The sequence below is a fragment of the Mesorhizobium sp. M1342 genome (assembly GCF_040317955.1).
GTDB lineage: Bacteria > Pseudomonadota > Alphaproteobacteria > Rhizobiales > Rhizobiaceae > Mesorhizobium.
Window position 1 is genome coordinate 200,397 of record NZ_JAMYLI010000007.1, and the last position, 19,808, is coordinate 220,204.

Sequence of the window (19,808 nt, forward strand, 5' to 3'; positions counted from 1 at the left end):
TTGCGTCAGAACCAGATCCGCTCACCACCGGGCCAGCAATTCCGCTCCCGGCGAGAAGGTACTTGGCCTGCCGGCCATAGCCGCTCGGCCTCAGGCCTGCGGTTTCCGCAAGCGTTAGCCTCCTGTGGACGCCGGCATTTTTGGCTGCGCAAAGATCTCAAGCGAAACGACGGCCGACGTCGCAGGTTCGACCGTCATAGGCATAGCTCGACGAGCTCCCTATGGTACACGTTCACAGAATGCACTGACACTCAAGCCAGCTTGGCTAAGCCAGAAATCTTTAAGTCTTTGAAATGACCTGACTATTTATGGTACCCTTGGCTGGGACCTATCCCCGGATCAAGCTATTGTTTTTATTATGTTTTTTCTGCTCCAACGTCCGATTTGTATCACAATAGGTATCACAATCTGTAGCACCTTCTCCGCGACCCTTGGATGCCTTCGCCCACAGCGGCCGCAGCGTGTTTGACTAAAGCCACTCGCAGATCCGGTGTCGTGGCAGGTAAAAGAATACCGTCATTCTTCTAACCGATTGCGTCATACGAATTCACCGCCACCGGCCGCTCCCAGGCTAGTCGGCTCAGCTTGCCTATGCACGAAGAAGCCGAAGCAAACCGTCATCAACTTTCCTTACTCGAAGGAATAGGTGAAGCCCTCCTTGGAGGCGCCGACGGTTACCCTTGTCATCCTTTCGCCCTCGAGCGAGCGGTTCAGCACGCCGCGGCTCAATTCCGGCAGCAGCGTGTTTGTCAGGATGGCATCGATCATCCGCCCGCCGGATTCGATCTCGGTGCAGCGGGCCTTGACTAGGTCCATGACGCCATCGCCGATCACCAATTCTGCGTCGTTGGTCGCACGCAGCCGGCGAGCGATCTTGGCAAACTGGTGACGGGTGATCGCTTCGATCATCGAACCCGAAAGCGGATAGTAAGGAATGGTCACCACCCGGCCAAGAAAGGCCGCAGGGAAGACCTTCAGCAACGGGCTGCGCAGCGCGGTGTCCAGATCGTCGAGCCCTGCCCGCAGCGTGCCATTCCTGGTCCGATCCATGATGACTTCGGAGCCGACATTCGAGGTGAGCAGGATCAGCGTGTTCTTGAAATCGATGCGCCGGCCCTCGCTGTCGTCCATCATCCCCTTGTCGAAGACCTGGAAGAAGATTTCGTGCACGTCAGGATGCGCCTTCTCGACCTCGTCGAGCAGGATCACCGAATAGGGTTTGCGGCGGACCGCCTCGGTCAGGATGCCGCCCTTGCCGTAGCCGACATATCCGGGCGGCGCCCCCTTCAAGGTAGAGACCGTGTGCGCCTCCTGGAACTCGGACATGTTGATCGAGATCAGGTTCTGCTCGCCGCCGTAGAGCGTCTCGGCCAAGGCCAATGCGGTTTCGGTCTTGCCAACGCCCGAGGGGCCGCAGAGCAGGAACACGCCCACCGGCTTCTCCGGCGCGCCGAGCCCGGCGCGGCTGGTCTGCACACGCTTGGCAATCATCTCCATGGCGTGATCCTGGCCGACCACGCGTTCGGACAGAGTGCTGGCCAGCCGCAGCGCTTTTTCGGTCTGGCTCGACAGCATCCGCCCCGTCGGGATGCCGGTCCAGTCCTGAACGACCGCCGCCACGGCGTTGCGGTCGACCGACGGCAGGATCAGCGGCGTCTCGCCTTGCGCCTCGGCCAGTTCGACCATCAGTTCGCGCAACCGGGTGAGATCGGCGGCCGGATCGGGTGGAGGGGCATTGGCAGCCGCCGGTGCCTCCACATTGATTTTGGCCGTTTTGGTCTTGGGCGTTTCGACCTTGGGCAGCGGAGTCTCAACCGAGTCCGTGCCTGCTGTTTCCCTATTGGTCTCCGGCGTCTCCACCGCATCGAGCGGCACACCTTCGCCACGCAGCCTGGCGCGCAGTTCGAGTATTTCGGCAACGAGTGCCTTTTCCCCGTCCCAACGCTCCTGTGCGGCGGCGAGCATGACTTCGGTTTCGGCTAACCCGGTGTCGACCCGTGCCTGCCGGTCGCTCACCTCGATGCCGATCGCGGCCTCGCGACCGATGATGCCGCGCTCGACCTCCAGCGCCTGGCGTCGGCGCATGATGTCCTCGACCTCCGCCGGCGTGGCGTGCTGCGATATGGCGACACGGGCGCAAGCGGTGTCGAGAAGGCTCACCGCCTTGTCAGGCAGTTGCCGCGCCGGGATATAGCGATGCGAGAGACCAACCGCCGCCTCGATCGCCTCATCCAATATCTGCACCTTGTGGTGCTGTTCAAGAACGCCGGCGATACCGCGCAACATGAGAACGGCCACCGCCTCGGACGGCTCGTCGATCTTGACTACCTGGAAACGGCGGGTCAGCGCCGGATCCTTCTCGATATGCTGCTTGTACTCGGCCCAGGTCGTTGCCGCGATCGTGCGCAGTTCGCCGCGCGCCAGCGCCGGCTTCAGCAGATTGGCCGCGTCGCCTGTTCCAGCCGCGCCGCCAGCGCCAATCAAGGTGTGAGCCTCATCGATGAACAGGATGACCGGCGTTTCGGAAGACTGCACCTCATCGATGACTGCCTTCAGCCGCTTTTCGAACTCCCCCTTTACGCTTGCACCCGCCTGCATCAATCCGACATCGAGCATGCGCACACTGACCCCTTGCAGTGTCGGCGGCACGTCGTCCGCAGCGATACGCAAGGCAAAGCCCTCGACGACCGCGGTCTTGCCGACCCCGGCCTCACCGGTCAAGATCGGGTTGTTTTGCCGGCGTCGCATCAGGATATCGACGATCTGCCTGATCTCTGGATCGCGGCCGACAACCGGATCTATCTTACCGTCGCGGGCGCGCTGGGTCAGGTCGGTGGCGTATTTCGCCAGCGCCGAATCCCCACCCGGAGGCCGCCGCGGCGCCTCTGCGGTGGAGACCGTGGTCGAGGCGCCGGCTTCGAGCGAGCCCTCCATGACAACGGCGAACCGTGCGATGACCGCGGCGGCGTCGATCTTGTCAAACTCGCCGCTGATCTTCGACAGCAGGCCTTCCAGGACCGGCGTCTTCAGGCAGGCAAGGAGAATGTGGGCGCTGCGGACTTCCTCGACGCTGAACTCCAGCGTGGCTAGGTTCCAGGCTTCCTGGATGGCATGGAAGATATGGTCGGAAAATTCCTCGATCGACGTTGCGCCGTAAGGCAGCTTGTCGACGGCGCGGGTCATATCGGCCGTGAGCCGGCTCGCATCAAGGCCCGCATCGGCGATTATCATTTGCATATCCGAACGGTCGGAAAGTACCAGTTGCTCGATGAAGTGGACGAGCTCGACGTAAGGATTGCCGCGCAGTTTGGCGGTGTCGGCCGCAGCCTTGAAGGCGCGCACACCGACAGGATTGAGCTTGCCGACCAGTTCCTTGCGTTTGAAGGTCTGCGATGACCGGCGCTGTTCCATCGAACGTGCTCCTGCAATCTGCCAGTCGATAACCTGCCACATAAGCCGTCACTTGACAAAGCGTGATGAACAGCGCCCCTTCCACTTGTGGAGAGTGCCGCGCCATCAGATGCAAACAACCACGCAATTGTCCGCCTCGGTGTAATGCATTTCACATACAGGGTCAGCAATCTGGTCAAGGGTTCCAGCACCCAAGACGCGGCTTGGTCAGCTTTCGTTAATTTTTTGAGCAGTGCTTGAATTGTGGTAAAGTGCAACCGTGTGATACCGTAGGGTCACGTACGGTTTGAGGGCCGATCGCTGGGGGTTGGTGTGATTGATGTCGCACTCTGGCTTGCTCCGCTCGACGGTGAAAATCCGTCAGGGGAGGATTTGCGCAACGACCCGGCTTTTCATGAGCTGGAGCGCCTGACGGAACCCGAGATCAAGGTCGTCCACGACGGCCAGAACAAACCCGCCTCGCAAAGCACCATTCCGGTCGACTGGCCCGCGGTGCTCGCCAAGGCGGAGGAATTGCGTGCGCATGGCCGGGACCTGCGCCTGCTCGTCGTCGTCACGCGCGCGCTGGCCAATGAAGAAGGACTGGCCGGGCTCGCGCAGGGGCTGGCCCTTATTGCGCAGACCTTCGATCAGCATTGGGAAACAATGCATCCGGCACTGCGGCCCAACGCTTTGCCACGCGATGCCGCCTTGCGCCGTATCAACGCGCTGCTCGACCTCCAGAATGGTCAGGAGGGGTTGTTGGCGAACCTGCGGCAAATGACGTTCTTTGCGCCACGTGCGATCGGCCCGATCCAGGGCAAGGATCTGGAAAGGTGTGCGCTCGACGACCGTGTCATGCTCCAGGAAGCCGCCTCGGGATTGAACGCGGCAGAAAAGGCCGCACTGGTCAGTGCGCACGGACAATTGTTGAACCGGGTGCGTGCTGGATGTGCGGCACAGATGGATCAAGCCAACGCAGAAATGGTCTTGCTCGTCGCCGACGCCCGGGCAGCGATCGCAGCCCTTGATGCGGTCGAGACCGCTCTCAACGCCCGTCTCGAGGGCGGCGGCGCTCCTGTTCCGGAATTGAAGCGGTTTCTGCAGCGTCTGCTGACGACCCTCGAACGGAATTCGGCAGCCGGCGCCTTGGCGAATGGCGCGGCCAAGCCGCCCACGCCGGCAGAACCGGCAACGCCTGCTCGAAACGGTCATGGAGCCGATACTATGGCAAGTGCGGCAAGCTACGCGGACTCGAGCACGGGGCTTCCCAACCGGATTTCCTCGCGCGACGACGTGGTGAAATGCCTCGACCTCGTCGTCGCCTTTTATGACCGCACTGAACCGTCGAGCCCGATTCCGCACCTAGCGCGGCGCGTGCGCCGGATGGTGCATATGGATTTCGTTGAACTGATGGAAGATCTCGCGCCGTCGGGGCTGAAGGAATTCCGGCTCCTTGCCGGCGTTCCCGATGTCAAGAAGACGGCTCAGAAGGATGAAAGGTAACAGCACATGCCAGCCGAAAGCAAAGCGAAGGTTATCGAACGAAATCGCGCACCGCGGGTGCAGATCGCCTACGACGTGGAAACCTACGGTAGCCCGACGACGATCGAATTGCCGTTTGTCATGGGCGTGATGGCCGACCTTTCCGGTGCTTCGCAGACCAAGGAAGCGTCAAAGTCGGTGCTGGACCGTTCCTTTGTCGAGACCGACGCAAACCGCTTCCCCAAATTCATGGAGGCGCTCGGACCACGAGTGAAAGCCCGCGTGAAGAATACGCTGCCTCAGGTTGAGGGCGCCGAGCGGGACGAGGAACTGGCGCTCGACCTTACATTTTCCAGAATGGGCGATTTCGCCCCGGACAAGATTGCCGAGCAAGTTCCGCAACTGGCCGAGATCCTCAAGATGCGGCGCCAGCTCGAGGAGCTGCTTGGCTTCATGGATGGCCGCGTCGACGCCGAAAAACGCATCGCGCAACTTCTGAACAACGAACCACTTCTTGGCAAGATCGCCAGCCAGGCGCTGGCCGACGACGACAAGGTTGGGGAGTAAATCATGGCCGAACAGCAAAAGACCGCCGCCGTCGCCGCCGAGGCGGAAGCCATAGATCTTGGAGAATTCAGCGGGCTTCTCGAGAAGGATTTCAAGGTCAAGAAGGACGACAGCGAGAAACTGCAGCAACTCGTGCGCAATCTCGCACTCGCGGCGCAGTCCCGTTCCGAGACCACCACCATCTCCTCCAATGCGATCAAGTCGATCAAGTCGCTGATCGCGGGCATCGACAAGATGCTGACGACACAGGTCAACGAGATCCTGCACGCGCCCGAAGTGCGTGAGATGGAAGGCACATGGCGCGGCCTCTGGTATCTCATCAACAACACCGAGACGGATCAGAAGCTGAAGATCCGGGTGATGAACATCTCCAAGGAGCAACTGGCCGACACGCTCGAAGACTATGAAGGCCAGATGTGGGATCAGAGCCCGATCTTCAAGAAAGTCTATACGGACGAGTATTCGATGCTTGGCGGCGAGCCGATCGGCTGTGTGATTGGCGCCTACGAATTCTCGAACCACCCGCGCGACGTCGGTTTGTTGCGTAACATCTCCGGCATCTGTGCTTCAGCACACACGCCGTTTATCGCAGCCGCCTCGCCGCGCCTGTTCCGCATGGACAGCTGGCAGGAATTGCCGAACCCGCAAGATCTCCAGCAGATCGTCTCCAACCCGGCCTATGCCTCGTGGCAGTCGTTGCGCGAGAGCGAGGACGCTCGCTATATCGGCCTGACCATGCCGCGTGTTCTGGCGCGGCTGCCATACGGCACGGATACCGTTCCGGTGAAGGGCTTCACCTTCGAGGAAGAGGTGCAGGGCGATCACAACAAATATGTCTGGATGAACGCCGCCTTCCCTATGGGCGTGAACATAAACCGCAGCCACAAGCTCTATGGCTGGGGCACGCAGATCCGCGGCGTCGAGAATGGCGGCACGGTGCTTAACCTGCCGGTGCACAGCTTCCCGACCGATGACGGATCGATCGCGATGAAATGTCCGACCGAAGTCGCCATCGACGACCGGCGCGAAGCGGAACTGGCCAAGCTAGGCCTGATGCCGATCCTGCATCGAAAGAACACCGATCTCGCGGCCTTCATCGGCGCACACTCACTGCAGGACGACGAGACGCGGGCGGGGCGGCTGGTCGACCCCGACGCGCAGTCCAATGAGCGGCTGAGTGCCAACCTGCCCTATCTCTTCCCGGTCTCGCGCTTTGCGCATTACCTCAAGGCCATTGCGCGCGACAAGGTCGGCTCGTTCAAAGAGCGCTCCGACATGCAGATCTGGCTGACCGAATGGATCAACCGATATGTGCTGGCCAACCCGGCCTTCGCCGACGACAAGGCGCGCGCCAAGCGCCCGCTTGCCGCGGCCGAGGTTCAGGTGGACAGCGTTGAGGGGCGGCCGGGCTATTACAACGCCCGCTTCTATTTGCGTCCGCATTACCAGCTCGAGGGCATCAATGCCTCGCTCCGACTGGTCTCGGAACTACCGTCCGTGAAGACTTGAATTGCAGCAACACCATCTTGGTTTTTTGAAAGCGGTGGAGAAAGACAATGCCCACAGGTACGAAGATTGATGGCTTTCTAAAAGTTCCGGATATCAAAGGCCCAAGCGTTCGTGACGGCCACGAGGACGAAATCGAAATCCATGGGGTCGATTACAAGATAGTCGCGCCATACGATCCGAATTCGCTCTCGCGCCGCGGCCGTGTCTCCTTGGGAATGATCAAGTTCACCAAGCACTACGACAAGTCCTCGCCCTATCTGAAGAAAGCACTGTTCGAGAACAAGGCGCTGGACGAAGTGGTGTTCTCGGCTCGCCGGACCATCGATGGCGAGACGAATGATTACCTGGTCGTCACCCTCACCGACGCCTCGATCATGGAATACGACCTGTCGCAGGCGGAGGATGAGGAAGACCTGATCGAGGAAGAGGTCAGCTTCGCCTACAAGAAGATCAAGTTCGTCTATGACGGCAATGACGAAATCGAAATGGATGTCTATGTCGGCAAGTGAGGGCCGGCGGCCCGACGCGGACAAGCTGCAGGTCACCGCTGGTTCGCGAGCAAAACGCGAAGCGGTCCAGCCCTCTCTCTGGGACCGCCTCGTAAACGACCTGCCGGGCATGACCTCCGAGATAGACGGGCTGCGCCAGGCCTTGCAGGACGAACTCGGCGCCGACCGGCTGGAGGGTCTGGTTGCGGGCAGCGCGCGGCTCATCGATGCCGATGCGGAGCTGACGGCCGATCAGAAGCGGCGCCTGCACCGCCTGGCCTTTCAGATCCAGCATCGCGTGGAGATGGAAAGCCGCGGCGTGGTCGTGTCGGCCCGCGTGCTCCGGGAGGCCGTGCGGCGCGATATCGAGGCCCTGTTCAACACCGAGCGTTTCGAGGCTGTTCCGCTTCTTTCCGATCTCGAAAGCGAGCAGGCAGCGGACAACCCGCCGTCGCTCGCCGATTTCCCGGAGGTGCGCCGAAGCGTGATCAACTACGGCGTGCCCTCCTTTTCGGGCCGTTCCTCCCGCGATTTTGATCGCGAGGCGCTCGCCCGCGAGATCCGCTCGGTGCTTGCTACCTTCGAGCCACGCCTCAAGGAAAGTACGACGAAGGTCACGGTGACGCTTGGCGACAAGAGCGTGGGTTTGAAGATCGAGATTGACGCGGTGCTGATCATGACGCCGACGCCGGAACGCATGCGTCTGCGCACCACGATCAATCTCGACAACGGCTTGGCGCGGACCGAATTTAGGGAGGCCTGAGATGGATCGGGTCTTCGTGGAATATTACGAGGAGGAACTGACCCATATCCGTGCGCTGGCGGCGGAATTTGCCGACCTGCATCCGGCGGTGGCGCGCAATCTCTCCCTCGACACGGTGCCGTGTCCGGATCCGTATGTCGAGCGGTTGCTTGACGGCGTCGCTTTTCTCGCGGCGCGCACCCGGCTGAAAGTCGATGCCGAGCGCTCGCGGTTTTCACGCAGCGTGCTGGATGTCCTCTATCCCGATCTGGTCACGCCGGCGCCGGCAACGGCTATGGTGGTGCTGAAACCCGGCCAGCAGGTCCAGACGATGGTTGCCGGCCATGTCGTCAAGCGCAACACCCGGCTGGTTTCCGGCCTGCAGCCCGGCCTTTCGACGCGCTGCACCTTCACCACCGCCCAGGACGTCACGCTGTGGCCGATAGCGGTGACTTCGGTAAGCTATTTTCAAGATCGCAGCGCGCTGGCGGCGGCCGGCATAGGGCCGATCGGCGGTGTGGCCGGCGAGGCGGCGCTCCGCATCGTGCTGGCCCGAACCGGAAAAGGCAGGCTCGACGAATTGTCGCTCGACAAGCTTGATCTCTATTTTTCCGGGCGCACCAAGGCACCCTTGATTCTCGACGCGATTTTTGGCGCTTGTTCGGCCGTTGGCGCACGCGCGGAAGGCAAGACCAACCCCGTATCGCCCTTGCCGGAACCCGAAATGATCGGCATCAGCGACGACGAAGCCCTGATGCCTCGGACCCGTCCGACATTCGAGGGGTACCGTCTGCTGCGCGAATATTTCATGATGCCCGAGCGCTTTCACTATGCGCGGGTTTCCGGACTGCAGCCCGTCGTGCGCCGATGCGCCGCCGGGCTCGAGATCATCTTCATGTTCAGGCGTCCAGTGCCCGAGCTTGCCGACTTGACCCCGGCCGATTTCGAACTTTTCGCAACGCCGATCATCAATCTCTTCGAGCGTGAGTGCAACGTCATCGAGCTTGATCCGCGCAGGACGCGCCAGGTGCTGCATGCCGACCGAACGCGGGCGCGTGACTTCGAAATCTATCGGGTCATCCGCGTGGAGGACGCCGACACCGGGGGCAGCGATGCCGAAATTCCGGAGCTCTTCAGCCTGGGTCAGAATCGTGGCAGTGGCTGGGTCTACTCGACCGAGCGGCGTCCTCGTCGCGCGACGGAAGACGAGCGGCGCGACGGGCTGACCCGCACCTCCTACGCAGGGGACGATGTTTTCCTGGCAATTTCACGCCCGGTGGAAAGCCAGGCGAACCGGTCGCTGAAGCGTGTCGACATCGTGGCGCTTTGCACCAACCGCGATCTGCCGATCCTCGATGACAATCCCACTTTGACGCTGGAGGCCGGCGACCCGGTCGAAACGGTGCGGCTTCTCGGCGCGTTGCGTCCGCCTCGCCCGGCCATCCCCGCGGCGCTGCCTTCGGGCGCGGCGGGCGAATCGCGCGCCGACAATCTCGCCTGGCGGCTGGTGGCGCAACTGGCGCTCAATTTTCTCAGCCTTGCCAAGGAAGGCCGCGGCGTCGATCCGCTGCATGCGCTGCTTGATCTTTACGCCGACCGGGGAGATCCGAGCCTTGCCCGCAACGTGCATTCGATCGTTCGCATCGACTCGCGGTCGGTCATCGAACGGCTGCAGATCGACGGCCCGATGTGCTTTGGACGTGGCACGGAAGTAACATTGCATGTCGACCAGTTGGTCCTGGCAGGGCAAAGCACATTGCTGCTTTCGGCCCTGCTGGCACGGCTGTTTGCCCGGCATGCCGGGATAAACGGCTTCGTGCGAACCCGTACGCGGCTGCTGCAGAAGCAGGAGGATGTGCCATGGCCGATGACGCCCGGCAATCGCTACCTGATCTAGACACAGTCGACCCGAACCATGCCGAGGCGCTGTCCGGGACGTTCGACTTCTTCGAACTGTTGCGCCGACTCGAACGGAGGGGCGGGCTGTTCGGCTATTCCGGCTCGCCAGAGCGCGAGCCTGCAAGGCTCGGACAGCATGTGCGTCTTAGCTTTTCGGCCAGGGACGTGGTTGAATTCCACGACGCGAAGGACAAGGCTCCGGCCAGGGTCACCGTCGCAAATCTCGGCCTGATGGGACCCGAAGGTCCGCTGCCGCTGCATCTGACACGCTGGGTGCTCGATCGTCTGTCGCAGCGCTGGTTCACCGGCGCCGATGCCCAGCAAACCAGCGACACGACATTCGTGGACTTCGTCAACATTCTTCAGCACCGCATGATCGCCCTGTATTATCGGGCATGGGCGGATGCGCATCCGGCCGTACAGGTCGAACGCGCGGTCGGCGGGCGCGTTCGCGCCATGCTCGAAGCCATGGCGGGAATAGGACTTCCGGGCACCCAGAACACCGATCTCGATACGGTGAAGCTTCGCCAGGCGGCTTCGCTCGCCAGCCAGGTCGACGGCCCGGAACGGCTGACGCTGTTCCTGGCGGAAGCGTTCAAGGTGCCGGTTCAGATTAAGGAGTTCATCGCCGCCTGGATAATCATCCCAACCGGGCTCCAGACCCGTCTTGCAAAAGCCTATGCAGGGCTTGGCCGAGGAGCGACAATCGGCCCGCGCGTTTTCAACCGCCAAAGCCGAATCGAGCTCCGTGTCGGCCCGCTGGGGTACGAGGACTTCAAGGCGTTCCTGCCCGGTGGCCAGCGGTTCAAACTGTTCAAGCAAGCCGTTCGCGACATGGTCGGGGAATCGCTCGACGTCGATCTGCGCATCGTGCTTGCGCGGGAAGCCGTGCCGCCGCCCCGTCTCGGAGCGGTACAGCTCGGCCGAACTGCCTGGCTTGCGCGGCCTGTTGAAAGGGGCGATGCTGACGATCTGCGGCTGCGCACAATCGTCGGATGGCAGCCGGAAATGGCGGGGGTCGCGACATGAGCCTGCTGCTGACGCTGGAGCAAGGGCCACGCACCCAGGCCGTACGGCACACCCGGCTGGACGAAGGCGACCTGGTGATCGGCCGCAGCGCGGACGCAGGCTGGCAGATCGACGATCCCGACATGTTCGTTTCGCGAGCTCATTGCAGGATCTCGGGCGGGCGAGATGGATATTTCGTCACCGATACGTCAAGCAGCGGATTGTTCATAAACGATTCTGACAGCCCGCTCGGCGCCGGCAAGTCGACGCGTCTTCAAAGCGGTATGCGGCTAAGACTGGGCGACTACGTCGTCTATGTCGATCTGCAGACGCCAACCGCCCAAGCACCCACAGCCGGCCAGCCGGCTCCGGAACGCCTGCCGCCGGCATCCCGGGCGCCGGTGAGCATCGGCCACGACGACTTCTTTTCCGCCACGGTCGAAGAAGAGCCGCGACGGCCACGTCCGGCGGATTTGCCGGACCCGTTCGAACGGCCGGTTCCAGGCGCGTTCGAGCGTGCCACCTCCGGCCAGCGCAGTTCGCCTGGTTTCGATGACCCGTTCAGCCTCGATCCGGTTTCAACGCCTGTGTCGAAAAATGCCGCCTCTTACCGCGAACCGGGCGGCGCGGCGAACCAGGCGGACCCCTTCGGCCTCGACCCCGTGCCGTCTCCCAGCCGGGGAGCCGAGCCCGCTCATGGAAAGCCGTCCGATTTCAAGGATGATTTTGGTTTCGGATCGGCCGCGGCGCCCGGTTCGGCAAACGGCACCGGCTCGGCCGGGCAGCGCGAGCGCATCGCCCAACGACCACAATCCGCCAATCCCTGGGATTTGCCCGCGCAAGCGGCTGACGTCCCGCCTCCGGCGCGGGCAGGTGCTGCTGCCAAACCCGCCCGCCTGCCGGCAGCGCCGCAACTGGGGGACATGGCGCTCCGCTCCGCATTCCTGCATGGCATGGGTGTCGAGGAAGCCGATTTCCCCGAGCGCGACAGCATTGCGGAAATGGAGAAGTTTGGCCGCGAATATCGGTTGATGATGGAAGGCCTGATGCAGCTTCTGCGCAAACGGGCCGAGGAAAAGGGAAACGCTCGCGTCGCCCAGACCATGGTTGGGGCTTCCGAAGTCAATCCGCTCAAGTTTCTGCCGACGGTCGACGACGCCATCGTCACGCTTCTCGCCGAGCGCAGCCCTGGATTTCTCGCCGGCGAAGCGGCAATCGCCGACGCGGTTCGCGACCTCGCCCAACATCACGTGCGCGCCTGGCGCGGCGTACAGGGCGCCTTGCGGCGGATGATTGACCGTTTTGACCCGACAGCGATCGAGGAAGAGCTGAAATCGAATTCCGCGATCGGCACGCTGCTTTCGGGCGGACGCAGCGCCAAGCTGTGGGAGCTTTACCAGAAACGCCACCGTGAAATCGCCGAGAGCGCGGAAAAAAGCTTTCTGGGCGAAATCGGCGCTGATTTTCGGGATGCATATGAGGAGGAGTGAGACATGATCGATCGACGCGAATTCATTGTCGCCTTGGGCGCAACCGGGCTGCTTACGGCTTGCCAGAGCGGGCCGCCGAAACCATCGGTGATCACCGTCAAACTGACCGGCGGGGCCGGTATGAACCCGGGACCGGGCGGCGGCGACCGGCCGGTGACGGTCCTCGTCATGCGGCTGCGCAGCACCGGCAAATTCAATTCCGCCGACTACTTTGCCTTGCAGGGGGATGCCGGTTCGGCACTCGCAGGCGACCTCATCGGATCCGACCAGATAGCCGTCGGGCCGGGAAAGACCGCGTCCAAGACCATCACGGTCGAGCCGGACGCGACGGCGCTGGGCTTCGTTGCACTGATCCGCGAGCCCGGCGGCCGGAACTGGCGGACGACCAAGTCAGTGTCGGCGGGATCACAATTTACGGTCAACGTCTCGCTTGGCAGCGGCGGCATTTCCGCCTAACGGCCAGGGCAAGGGGAGCTCGATGCAGAGAGTAGCGGCATGAGCGATGCAAACAGGGTGCTGTGGTCCGAAGGTCTGTTTCTCCGGACCCAGCATTTCCAGCAGCAGGATCGCTTTTTCGAGGCGACGGTGCGCGGCGCGTTGCAGGCCGGGCAGTTGCATACGTTCGGCTTCCAGCAGCTGACGCTGGATCAGGCATTGCTGGAGGCCGGCCAGATCTCGATCCTGTCCGCACGGGGCATCTTTCCGGACGGAACACCTTTCTCCATTCCAGACATGATGGACGCGCCGCGACCATTGCCGGTCACCCCGGACACGAGCGCCGGGCCGGTGCTGGTGGCCTTGCCTCTGGAGCCTCCGGGAGGTGTCGGCTTCGATCCGGCACACGCAGCCGCCTCGGGAGCACGCTATCACGGGCGGGTCGTTTCGGTGCGTGACGCCGTCCAGGGCGGTTCAGATCCTGAAGAAATCGAGATCGCCCGTCCGCAGGCGCTGCTGCTTGCACCCGGCAAGTCGGTCGGTGGCTACACAGCCTTGCCGATAGCCGACCTCAAGGGGGTTCGAGCCGATGGTGGCGTCTCTCTGGACGAGACCTTCCTGCCGCCGACACTGATTACCGGCGCGGTGGCCTGGTATCGGCAATTGCTTCTGGAAGTTGTCACAGGCCTCGAGCAGATCGCCGAGGCGCATGGCAAGATGGTCATGGGCGGGCCTGGGCGCAGCGTCGAAGATCTGCTGATGCTCAATCTCGCCAATGCGGCGCGTCCGCGGCTCGCCCACATGCTGGCGCAGGATGTCTTCCATCCGGCCGAGCTTTACCTGGAACTTGCCGGGCTCGCTGGTTCGATGGCGACCTACGGATCGAGCGCGCGGCGCCTGGGCGAATTACCCGCTTACGATCACATGGCGCCAGGCCCCGCCTATTCGGCGCTGGCGGATGCGCTGCGCTCGCTCATCCTCAGCCTGCGTTACATCGAGCCTAAATCGCGTGCGCTGCCTGTCATGCGGCATTCGACCAATGTCTGGAAAATCCGCATCGACAACCCGAAGCTGCTGGTGGCCAGCCGGATCGTCATCCGGGTCGGTTCGGAGCTGTCGGAGGACGCGCTGCGCAAGATATTCGTCAATCAGGCGACTGTCGGCTCGGCCGACCAGTTCGAGGGCCTGTGGAAATCGCGATTGCCCGGCATTCCGCTGAAACCGCTTCATTCCCAGCCGCGCGAGATCCCCTACGATGGCGATCGGCTGTGCCTCGAGCTGGACCAGAAAAGCGAGCATTGGGCCTCGCTGCTCGATGCTCCCGGCTTTGTCATCGGCGTTTCGGGCGTGTTGCCAAGCGAGCCGCAGGTGGACTGCTATTCGGTGAACAGGTGAGATCATGAGCCGCGATGATCCGTTCGGACTGTCGGATGATCGCGAACGCACCCGCATACGACTGACCGGCGCGCCGATGCCGCGACCGATGGCGCCGCTGTTGCCGGGGGCGGTGGTAAAGCGGTCTCGGACCCACCCGAACGCGCTTGTCAACGCATTCGCACCCTTGCTCGAGTTCGCTCCCGAGCTCGAGAGTGCGCTGCCGCCGGAGAATCCGGAAACGTTGCGCACCCGATTGCTCGAAGAACTGGTTCGGGCACGCGACATGGCAATGTCGACGGGATCCTCGATGGAGAGGGCCGACCAGGCAGCCTGGATCGTGGCGGCGTTGCTCGATGATCTGGCTCTGAACACGCCCTGGGGTGGGGCCAGCGCCTGGCCTCGGCAGCCGCTTGTGGTCATGCTGCGTGGCGATGTCGATGCCGGCACGCAGTTCTTCACGCGTCTCGACGAACTGGAACGCCATCCCAACCGCGATCGCGAATTGCTGGAACTGCAGTATGATTGCATGGCGCTCGGTTTCCGCGGCAAATATCGCGTGCCTGGGCGATCAGGCGACCGTTCGCTCAATGCCGTTCGCGTGGCGGCGGCACGCTTCCTGCGCGATGCCGACGCTGAAGGCGCGCCACTGTCGCCAAACTGGAAGGGCGTGATCGCATCCGACGAGCCGCAGCGCTTCATCGTTCCGATCTGGGTCATGGCGCTCGGTGCGGCGGTTGTTTCCACAGCGATCCATATCGGGCTCTCGATGGGACTGAGCAGCCAGGCGGTCGAGCTTTCCGCACTTGTGCGCACCTTGCCGCCGCCTGCACGCGGCGACATCAGCCGTACGTCGCCCAAGGTCGAGGCCCCGCCGCCGGAGAAAGTGGATTTTGCGCTGTTGCCGGAATTTCAGGCCGGTGCACCGGCCGACCTCAGATCCGCCCTCAGCGGCACCGAGAGCGTCTCGCTGGCCAAGCTGATCATCCAGGCCTCCAACCCCGAACTGTTCCAGTCGTCGCGGCCACAACTGACCGAAGGCTTCGAGCCTCTGATCGGTTCGATCGCCAAGGTGATCCTCGCCAATCAGGAGCTGATCGGAAACATCACGGTGATCGGTCATACGGACGGCGTTCCTCTGCAAAAGACCAATCCGCTGTCGACCAACCAGCGGCTGTCCGAGGCTCGCGCCCAGACGATTGCCGACATGCTGGTCCAGAACGGAGTGCCACGGGACCGCGTCCATTCCGAGGGCCGCGCGGCCACCGATCCAGTGGCCAGCGACAGCACGCGCCAGGGGCGAGCCTTGAACCGCCGCGCCGAGGTGCTTGTCGAAAAGAGGCTGTGAGATGTTCATCCTGCGCTTCCTCTGGGCGGTTCTGACATCGCGCTGGCTGTGGACGCTGATCGGCATCACGCTGCTTTCCCTGGTCATCTGGGTGTTCGGTCCGATCGTCAGGGTCGGTGCCTACGAACCGTTCGCCTCTGAAAATGTGCGCATCGTCATCATCGCGCTGCTGGTCATCTTCTGGCTGATCTGGCTGATCGTCGCCCAGCGCCGGGCGATCCGCGCCAACCGCCTGTTCGTCGCCGACATTGCCGCGCCCGCGGTGGAAAAGCCGCTGAGCCCCGGCGAAGAGAACGTCGCTGCCGTGGGTGCCAAGTTCGCCGAGGTGATGGCCGAACTGAAGCGCCGCAAGCTGGGCGGCCGCAAGTTTCTGCGCGACATGCCGTGGTATGTGATCGTCGGGCCGCCGGCCACCGGCAAGACCACGGCTCTGCGGCAGTCCGGACTGAATTTTCCGATCGACCTCACCGACGACCTGCAAGGGGTCGGCGGCACCCGCAACTGCGACTGGTTCTTTTCCGAAAACGCGGTTCTGATCGATACCGCCGGCCGCTATGTGCAGCAGGAGAGCCAGCCCGATGTGGACGCGGCGGAATGGCTGGGCTTCCTCGACCTTTTGAAGAAGCATCGCGGCCGCCGCGCGCTCAACGGCGTCATCGTGGCGCTTTCGATCGACGTGCTTTCGGAGGGCGACGAAGCCATCAAGGCGCACGGCCGCAAGATCCGCCGCCGGTTGGCCGAGCTCAACGACCGGCTCGAAATCCGCCTTCCGGTCTATCTGATGCTGACCAAGGCCGATCTGATCAAGGGTTTCGAAGCCTTCTTCGGCGGTCTGTCCACCGCCTCGCGCGAGCAGGTGTGGGGAACGACCTTCGCGCTGGATGCGCGCGTGGATGCCAAGACCATCGAACGCGAAATTTCGACGCTGGCGACGGAGCTGGAGCGGCGGCTGGTGCCGCGCCTGGAGGATGAGGAAAAACTCGCCGCCCGTGCAGAGATCTTCCGGTTTCCTGCCCAACTCGCAAGCCTGTCCGAACCGATCCAGGTGCTGGTCGAGGCGATGTTCGGCGAAAGCCGGTATGAAGAGGCTGCATGGCTGCGCGGCCTCTACCTGACGTCGGCGACTCAGGAAGGGGCGCCTATCGACCGACTGACCGCGGCGCTGTCGTCGTCTTTCGGTCTTCCGCCACGGCGGGTCCTGCCCGCACCAAGGGTCGAGAAACGCAGCTTCTTCCTGAAGAACCTGCTCACCGAAGTCATCTTCAAGGAAGCAGGCCTGGGTACGTTCGACCCGCTGGCGCAACGCCGCCGCGCCTGGATCTGGCGGGGCGCGGCGGCTGCCTGTGCCACAGCGGGCTTGCTGGCCAGTGCGGTGTTTGCCTGGTCCTACTACGACAACCGCAATGCGATCTCGGCCCAGGCAAGCCAGTTCGAAGCGCTGCAGACGCCGTTGACCTCGGCTGCCGCAAACCCGGCATCGGTGCAGCAGCCTGCCATCGACGGCGCGCTCGAGGCAATGGACGCGGTCTCAAATGCCCGGACAGCACCGCCGGCCGCTGTCCAGGATCTGCTAGGGCCATCGGCCTCGGCGGAACTGGTGCGGGCTCAGACCGACACCTACGATCACGCCTTGCGCAACGTGCTTGAGCCGCACATGGTGGCCCTTCTCGAGGCCACCATGTGGCGGCAGATCCGCGATCCGGATTTCATGCTCGGCGCTCTCAAGACCTATCGTATGATGACGGGTCTGTCGCAGATGGATCCCGACTACACCCAGAACTGGTGGGTCAACAGCCTTCCCGAATTCGCGGCCGCAGCACCATTTCCAACCGCCGATGCCGAAGAGCATCAGCTTGCGGCCATCCGCCGGATGACGGTCGACGAAAGCTATATCGAGCCCGACCAGGCGCTGGTTGCCGAAGCGCTGAAAACGGTATGCACGATTTCATTGCCGGCGCGTGCCTACAAGCAATTGCTGGCCGATCCGGTAGTGGCCGGGCTCAAAGAATGGATTCCGGCGAATTTCGCCGGTCCCAACGGCGCCAAGGTTTTTGCGCGTCGCTCCGGCAAGACGCTTCGCGTCGGCATTTCGGGAGCATTCACCTATGCAGGCTTCCATGACGCCGTTCTCGACCGGATCGAGGATGTGGCAGCACAAGCGGCGCTGGATCGGGCGGTCTTCGCCGGGGGCTGCTCCGAGAACTCCGAAACGTCCGTGTCGGCGCTGTCCGAGGACATCCTGAAGCTCTACTACGACGACTATATCGCACAGTGGGACAGCTTCCTGCGCGATATGAGGCTGGCGCCGTTGAGCGACCTCAATGTCGCCAGTGAGAATCTGAAGGATCTTTCCAGCGCCGATTCAGCGCTGAAACGCCTGCTCACGGCGGTCGTTCAGGAGACCGAGCTTACCCGGTCCGATGAAGCGCCGGCCGACGACAAGGCGGCGGCCAAGGGCGGCTCGAAACTGCTCGGCAAACTCGGCAAGCTCGGCAAGATCGTCAAAACGGGGGCAAAGCTGCTTCCACGCGCGGGCTCAGCTGACGAGGTGGATCTTACCGGCAACCTGGTGGCCGAACACTTCAAGCCGCTCAAAGGTGCTATTGCCGAGGTCGACGGCCAGCCGCCAGCACTCGACGCCGCGGTGGTGGCTTTGACGGCGCTGTCCAACGTTTTGCAGACGGTCACGGCCAATCCCGATCCCCAGGATGCCATCAAGAAGCAAGGCGGCCTCGCCGAACTGACGGGGGCGGTCGCAAGGCAAGCGCAAATCCTGCCCGACCCGGTCGACGACTGGCTCGGCGGTGTCGCCGGCGACACCAGCGGGTTGACGCAAAAGGCGGTCACCTCGGAGCTCAACGCCATCTGGCGCGCCGACATCCTGCCCTTCTGCCAGGCGGCGCTCAACGACCGCTATCCGTTCAGTCCCGAAAGCGCGGTGGACGTCAATGTCCGCGACTTCGCCCGCCTGTTCGGACCGGCGGGCCTGATCGACGCGTTCACCAACGACCATTTGATCAGCTATGTCGACACCGCCAGCCAGCCGTGGAAATGGCGTGCCGATTTCGGCCTCGACCCTTCGGCGCTGGCGGCTTTCGAGCAGGCCAGGCGGATACGCGACGATCTCTTTCCCGGCGGTACAGGACCGGTGATGAGCTTCACGCTGGAACCCAAGGACCTGTCTCCGAACGTCACGCGCGTAACGCTCAATCTCGATGGCCAGACCCTCGTCTACTTCAACAACGCGACGCGGCCGCAACCGATGACCTGGCCCGGCAAGGACGGCACCGGGGTCATCTCGCTCGCCTTCCAGCCCATCGATGGTTCGCCCGAAATCATGCTCAACGAGACCGGCAGCTGGGCGTGGCTGAGGATGCTGCGCAGCGGCCGATTCACTGGAACCTCGCTGTCCGATGTCTACAGCCTGCGGCTGGGCACGAAAGGCATGTACGCCGATTTCGAGCTCAAGGCCGCCAGCGTCGAAAACCCTTACAACCTGCAAATGTTCAAGAAATTCTCATGTCCGCCGCAGATATGAGCACCGGCTTCTTCGGCAAGATTCCGGCGACCGGAGATTTTGTCGCCGCGAACTTGCCGCGAGCGTTCATCGACCGCTGGGACCGGTGGATGTCGATGGAACTGCGCGAGAGGCCAGACGAGGGGGAATTGGATTCGCGTGTCTGGCGCTTCATCGTCAAGGGCGGCATTTTCGGCGACCAGCCCTGTGCCGGCGTCTGGCGCATGAGCGAGGATCGCGTCGGCCGCCGTTATCCGTTCGCCATCGTCCGGCTTGGGGCCCCGCCGGAGCCGGGCGACCCGTGGTACGATGCAGTGGCCTCGCTTCTTCAGAACTGCGTCGACAACTACTGGGCGCAGACCCGGCTGGCCGAAAGCCTTCAGATTTTGCCACCTCCGGGCGCCGCCGCCGCGACCGACAAGATCGCATTCTGGAGCGACGACTGGGAGGTCAGGGAGTTCGGCTTCGCCGACATCCACGACCTTGCTCAAAATGCCCTGCCCGCGATGCGCGGCATCGCCGGAGACGGCGGGGTCCTGAGCCATGGGTAACACGG

14 protein-coding genes are annotated in these 19,808 nt (G+C 62.9%); 13 read left to right on the top strand and 1 reads right to left on the bottom strand.

The features are described from left to right. Positions 1-630: 630 nt before the first annotated feature. The gene (gene tssH, locus NKH06_RS09675) at positions 631-3,411 is read right to left on the bottom strand and encodes a type VI secretion system ATPase TssH (protein WP_352440776.1); all 2,781 of its coding nucleotides are present in this window, start codon (positions 3,409-3,411) and stop codon (positions 631-633) included. 312 nt (positions 3,412-3,723) lie between these two features. On the opposite strand from tssH, the gene tssA reads away from it, so the two are divergent. Genes tssA through tagF form a run of 13 tightly spaced genes read left to right on the top strand, consistent with a single transcriptional unit; the run spans position 3,724 to position 19,803 of the window. Further along, on the top strand, positions 3,724-4,896 hold the full coding sequence (tssA, locus tag NKH06_RS09680; protein WP_352440777.1) for a type VI secretion system protein TssA: 1,173 nt from the start codon (positions 3,724-3,726) through the stop codon (positions 4,894-4,896). 6 nt (positions 4,897-4,902) lie between these two features. Next, on the top strand, positions 4,903-5,442 hold the full coding sequence (gene tssB, locus NKH06_RS09685; protein WP_352440778.1) for a type VI secretion system contractile sheath small subunit: 540 nt from the start codon (positions 4,903-4,905) through the stop codon (positions 5,440-5,442). Between the two features lie 3 nt (positions 5,443-5,445). Then, the gene (gene tssC / locus NKH06_RS09690; RefSeq protein WP_023809141.1) at positions 5,446-6,951 is read left to right on the top strand and encodes a type VI secretion system contractile sheath large subunit; all 1,506 of its coding nucleotides are present in this window, start codon (positions 5,446-5,448) and stop codon (positions 6,949-6,951) included. Between the two features lie 47 nt (positions 6,952-6,998). Continuing rightward, a complete protein-coding gene (locus NKH06_RS09695; protein WP_027035516.1) occupies positions 6,999-7,460 on the top strand; it encodes an Hcp family type VI secretion system effector in 462 nt (153 codons plus the stop codon). Then, positions 7,447-8,202: a type VI secretion system baseplate subunit TssE gene (tssE, locus tag NKH06_RS09700; protein ID WP_023809143.1), complete on the top strand. Its 756-nt coding sequence runs from the start codon at positions 7,447-7,449 to the stop codon at positions 8,200-8,202. Before NKH06_RS09695 ends, tssE begins: the two co-directional genes overlap by 14 nt. A gap of 1 nt (position 8,203) precedes the next feature. Further along, on the top strand, positions 8,204-10,078 hold the full coding sequence (tssF, locus tag NKH06_RS09705) for a type VI secretion system baseplate subunit TssF (RefSeq protein WP_023809144.1): 1,875 nt from the start codon (positions 8,204-8,206) through the stop codon (positions 10,076-10,078). Beyond that, the gene (tssG, locus tag NKH06_RS09710) at positions 10,042-11,109 is read left to right on the top strand and encodes a type VI secretion system baseplate subunit TssG (protein ID WP_023809145.1); all 1,068 of its coding nucleotides are present in this window, start codon (positions 10,042-10,044) and stop codon (positions 11,107-11,109) included. Before tssF ends, tssG begins: the two co-directional genes overlap by 37 nt. After that, positions 11,106-12,578 (top strand): type VI secretion system-associated FHA domain protein TagH, encoded by a 1,473-nt coding sequence (gene tagH / locus NKH06_RS09715; RefSeq protein ID WP_023809146.1) that lies wholly within the window; start codon positions 11,106-11,108, stop codon positions 12,576-12,578. The genes tssG and tagH overlap by 4 nt, the downstream gene beginning before the upstream one ends. 3 nt (positions 12,579-12,581) lie before the next feature. Then, positions 12,582-13,034: a type VI secretion system lipoprotein TssJ gene (tssJ, locus tag NKH06_RS09720; protein WP_023809147.1), complete on the top strand. Its 453-nt coding sequence runs from the start codon at positions 12,582-12,584 to the stop codon at positions 13,032-13,034. Positions 13,035-13,073: 39 nt separating this feature from the next. Continuing rightward, positions 13,074-14,408, top strand: coding sequence for a type VI secretion system baseplate subunit TssK (gene tssK / locus NKH06_RS09725; protein ID WP_023809148.1), 1,335 nt, complete (start codon positions 13,074-13,076; stop codon positions 14,406-14,408). Positions 14,409-14,412: 4 nt separating this feature from the next. Next, positions 14,413-15,735, top strand: coding sequence for a type IVB secretion system protein IcmH/DotU (gene icmH / locus NKH06_RS09730; RefSeq protein ID WP_023809149.1), 1,323 nt, complete (start codon positions 14,413-14,415; stop codon positions 15,733-15,735). A gap of 1 nt (position 15,736) precedes the next feature. Next, the gene (gene tssM, locus NKH06_RS09735; protein ID WP_352440780.1) at positions 15,737-19,273 is read left to right on the top strand and encodes a type VI secretion system membrane subunit TssM; all 3,537 of its coding nucleotides are present in this window, start codon (positions 15,737-15,739) and stop codon (positions 19,271-19,273) included. Then, entirely contained in the window at positions 19,255-19,803 is a 549-nt protein-coding gene (tagF, locus tag NKH06_RS09740) for a type VI secretion system-associated protein TagF (RefSeq protein WP_023809151.1), read from the top strand. The genes tssM and tagF overlap by 19 nt, the downstream gene beginning before the upstream one ends. The last annotated feature ends 5 nt before the right edge of the window (positions 19,804-19,808 follow it).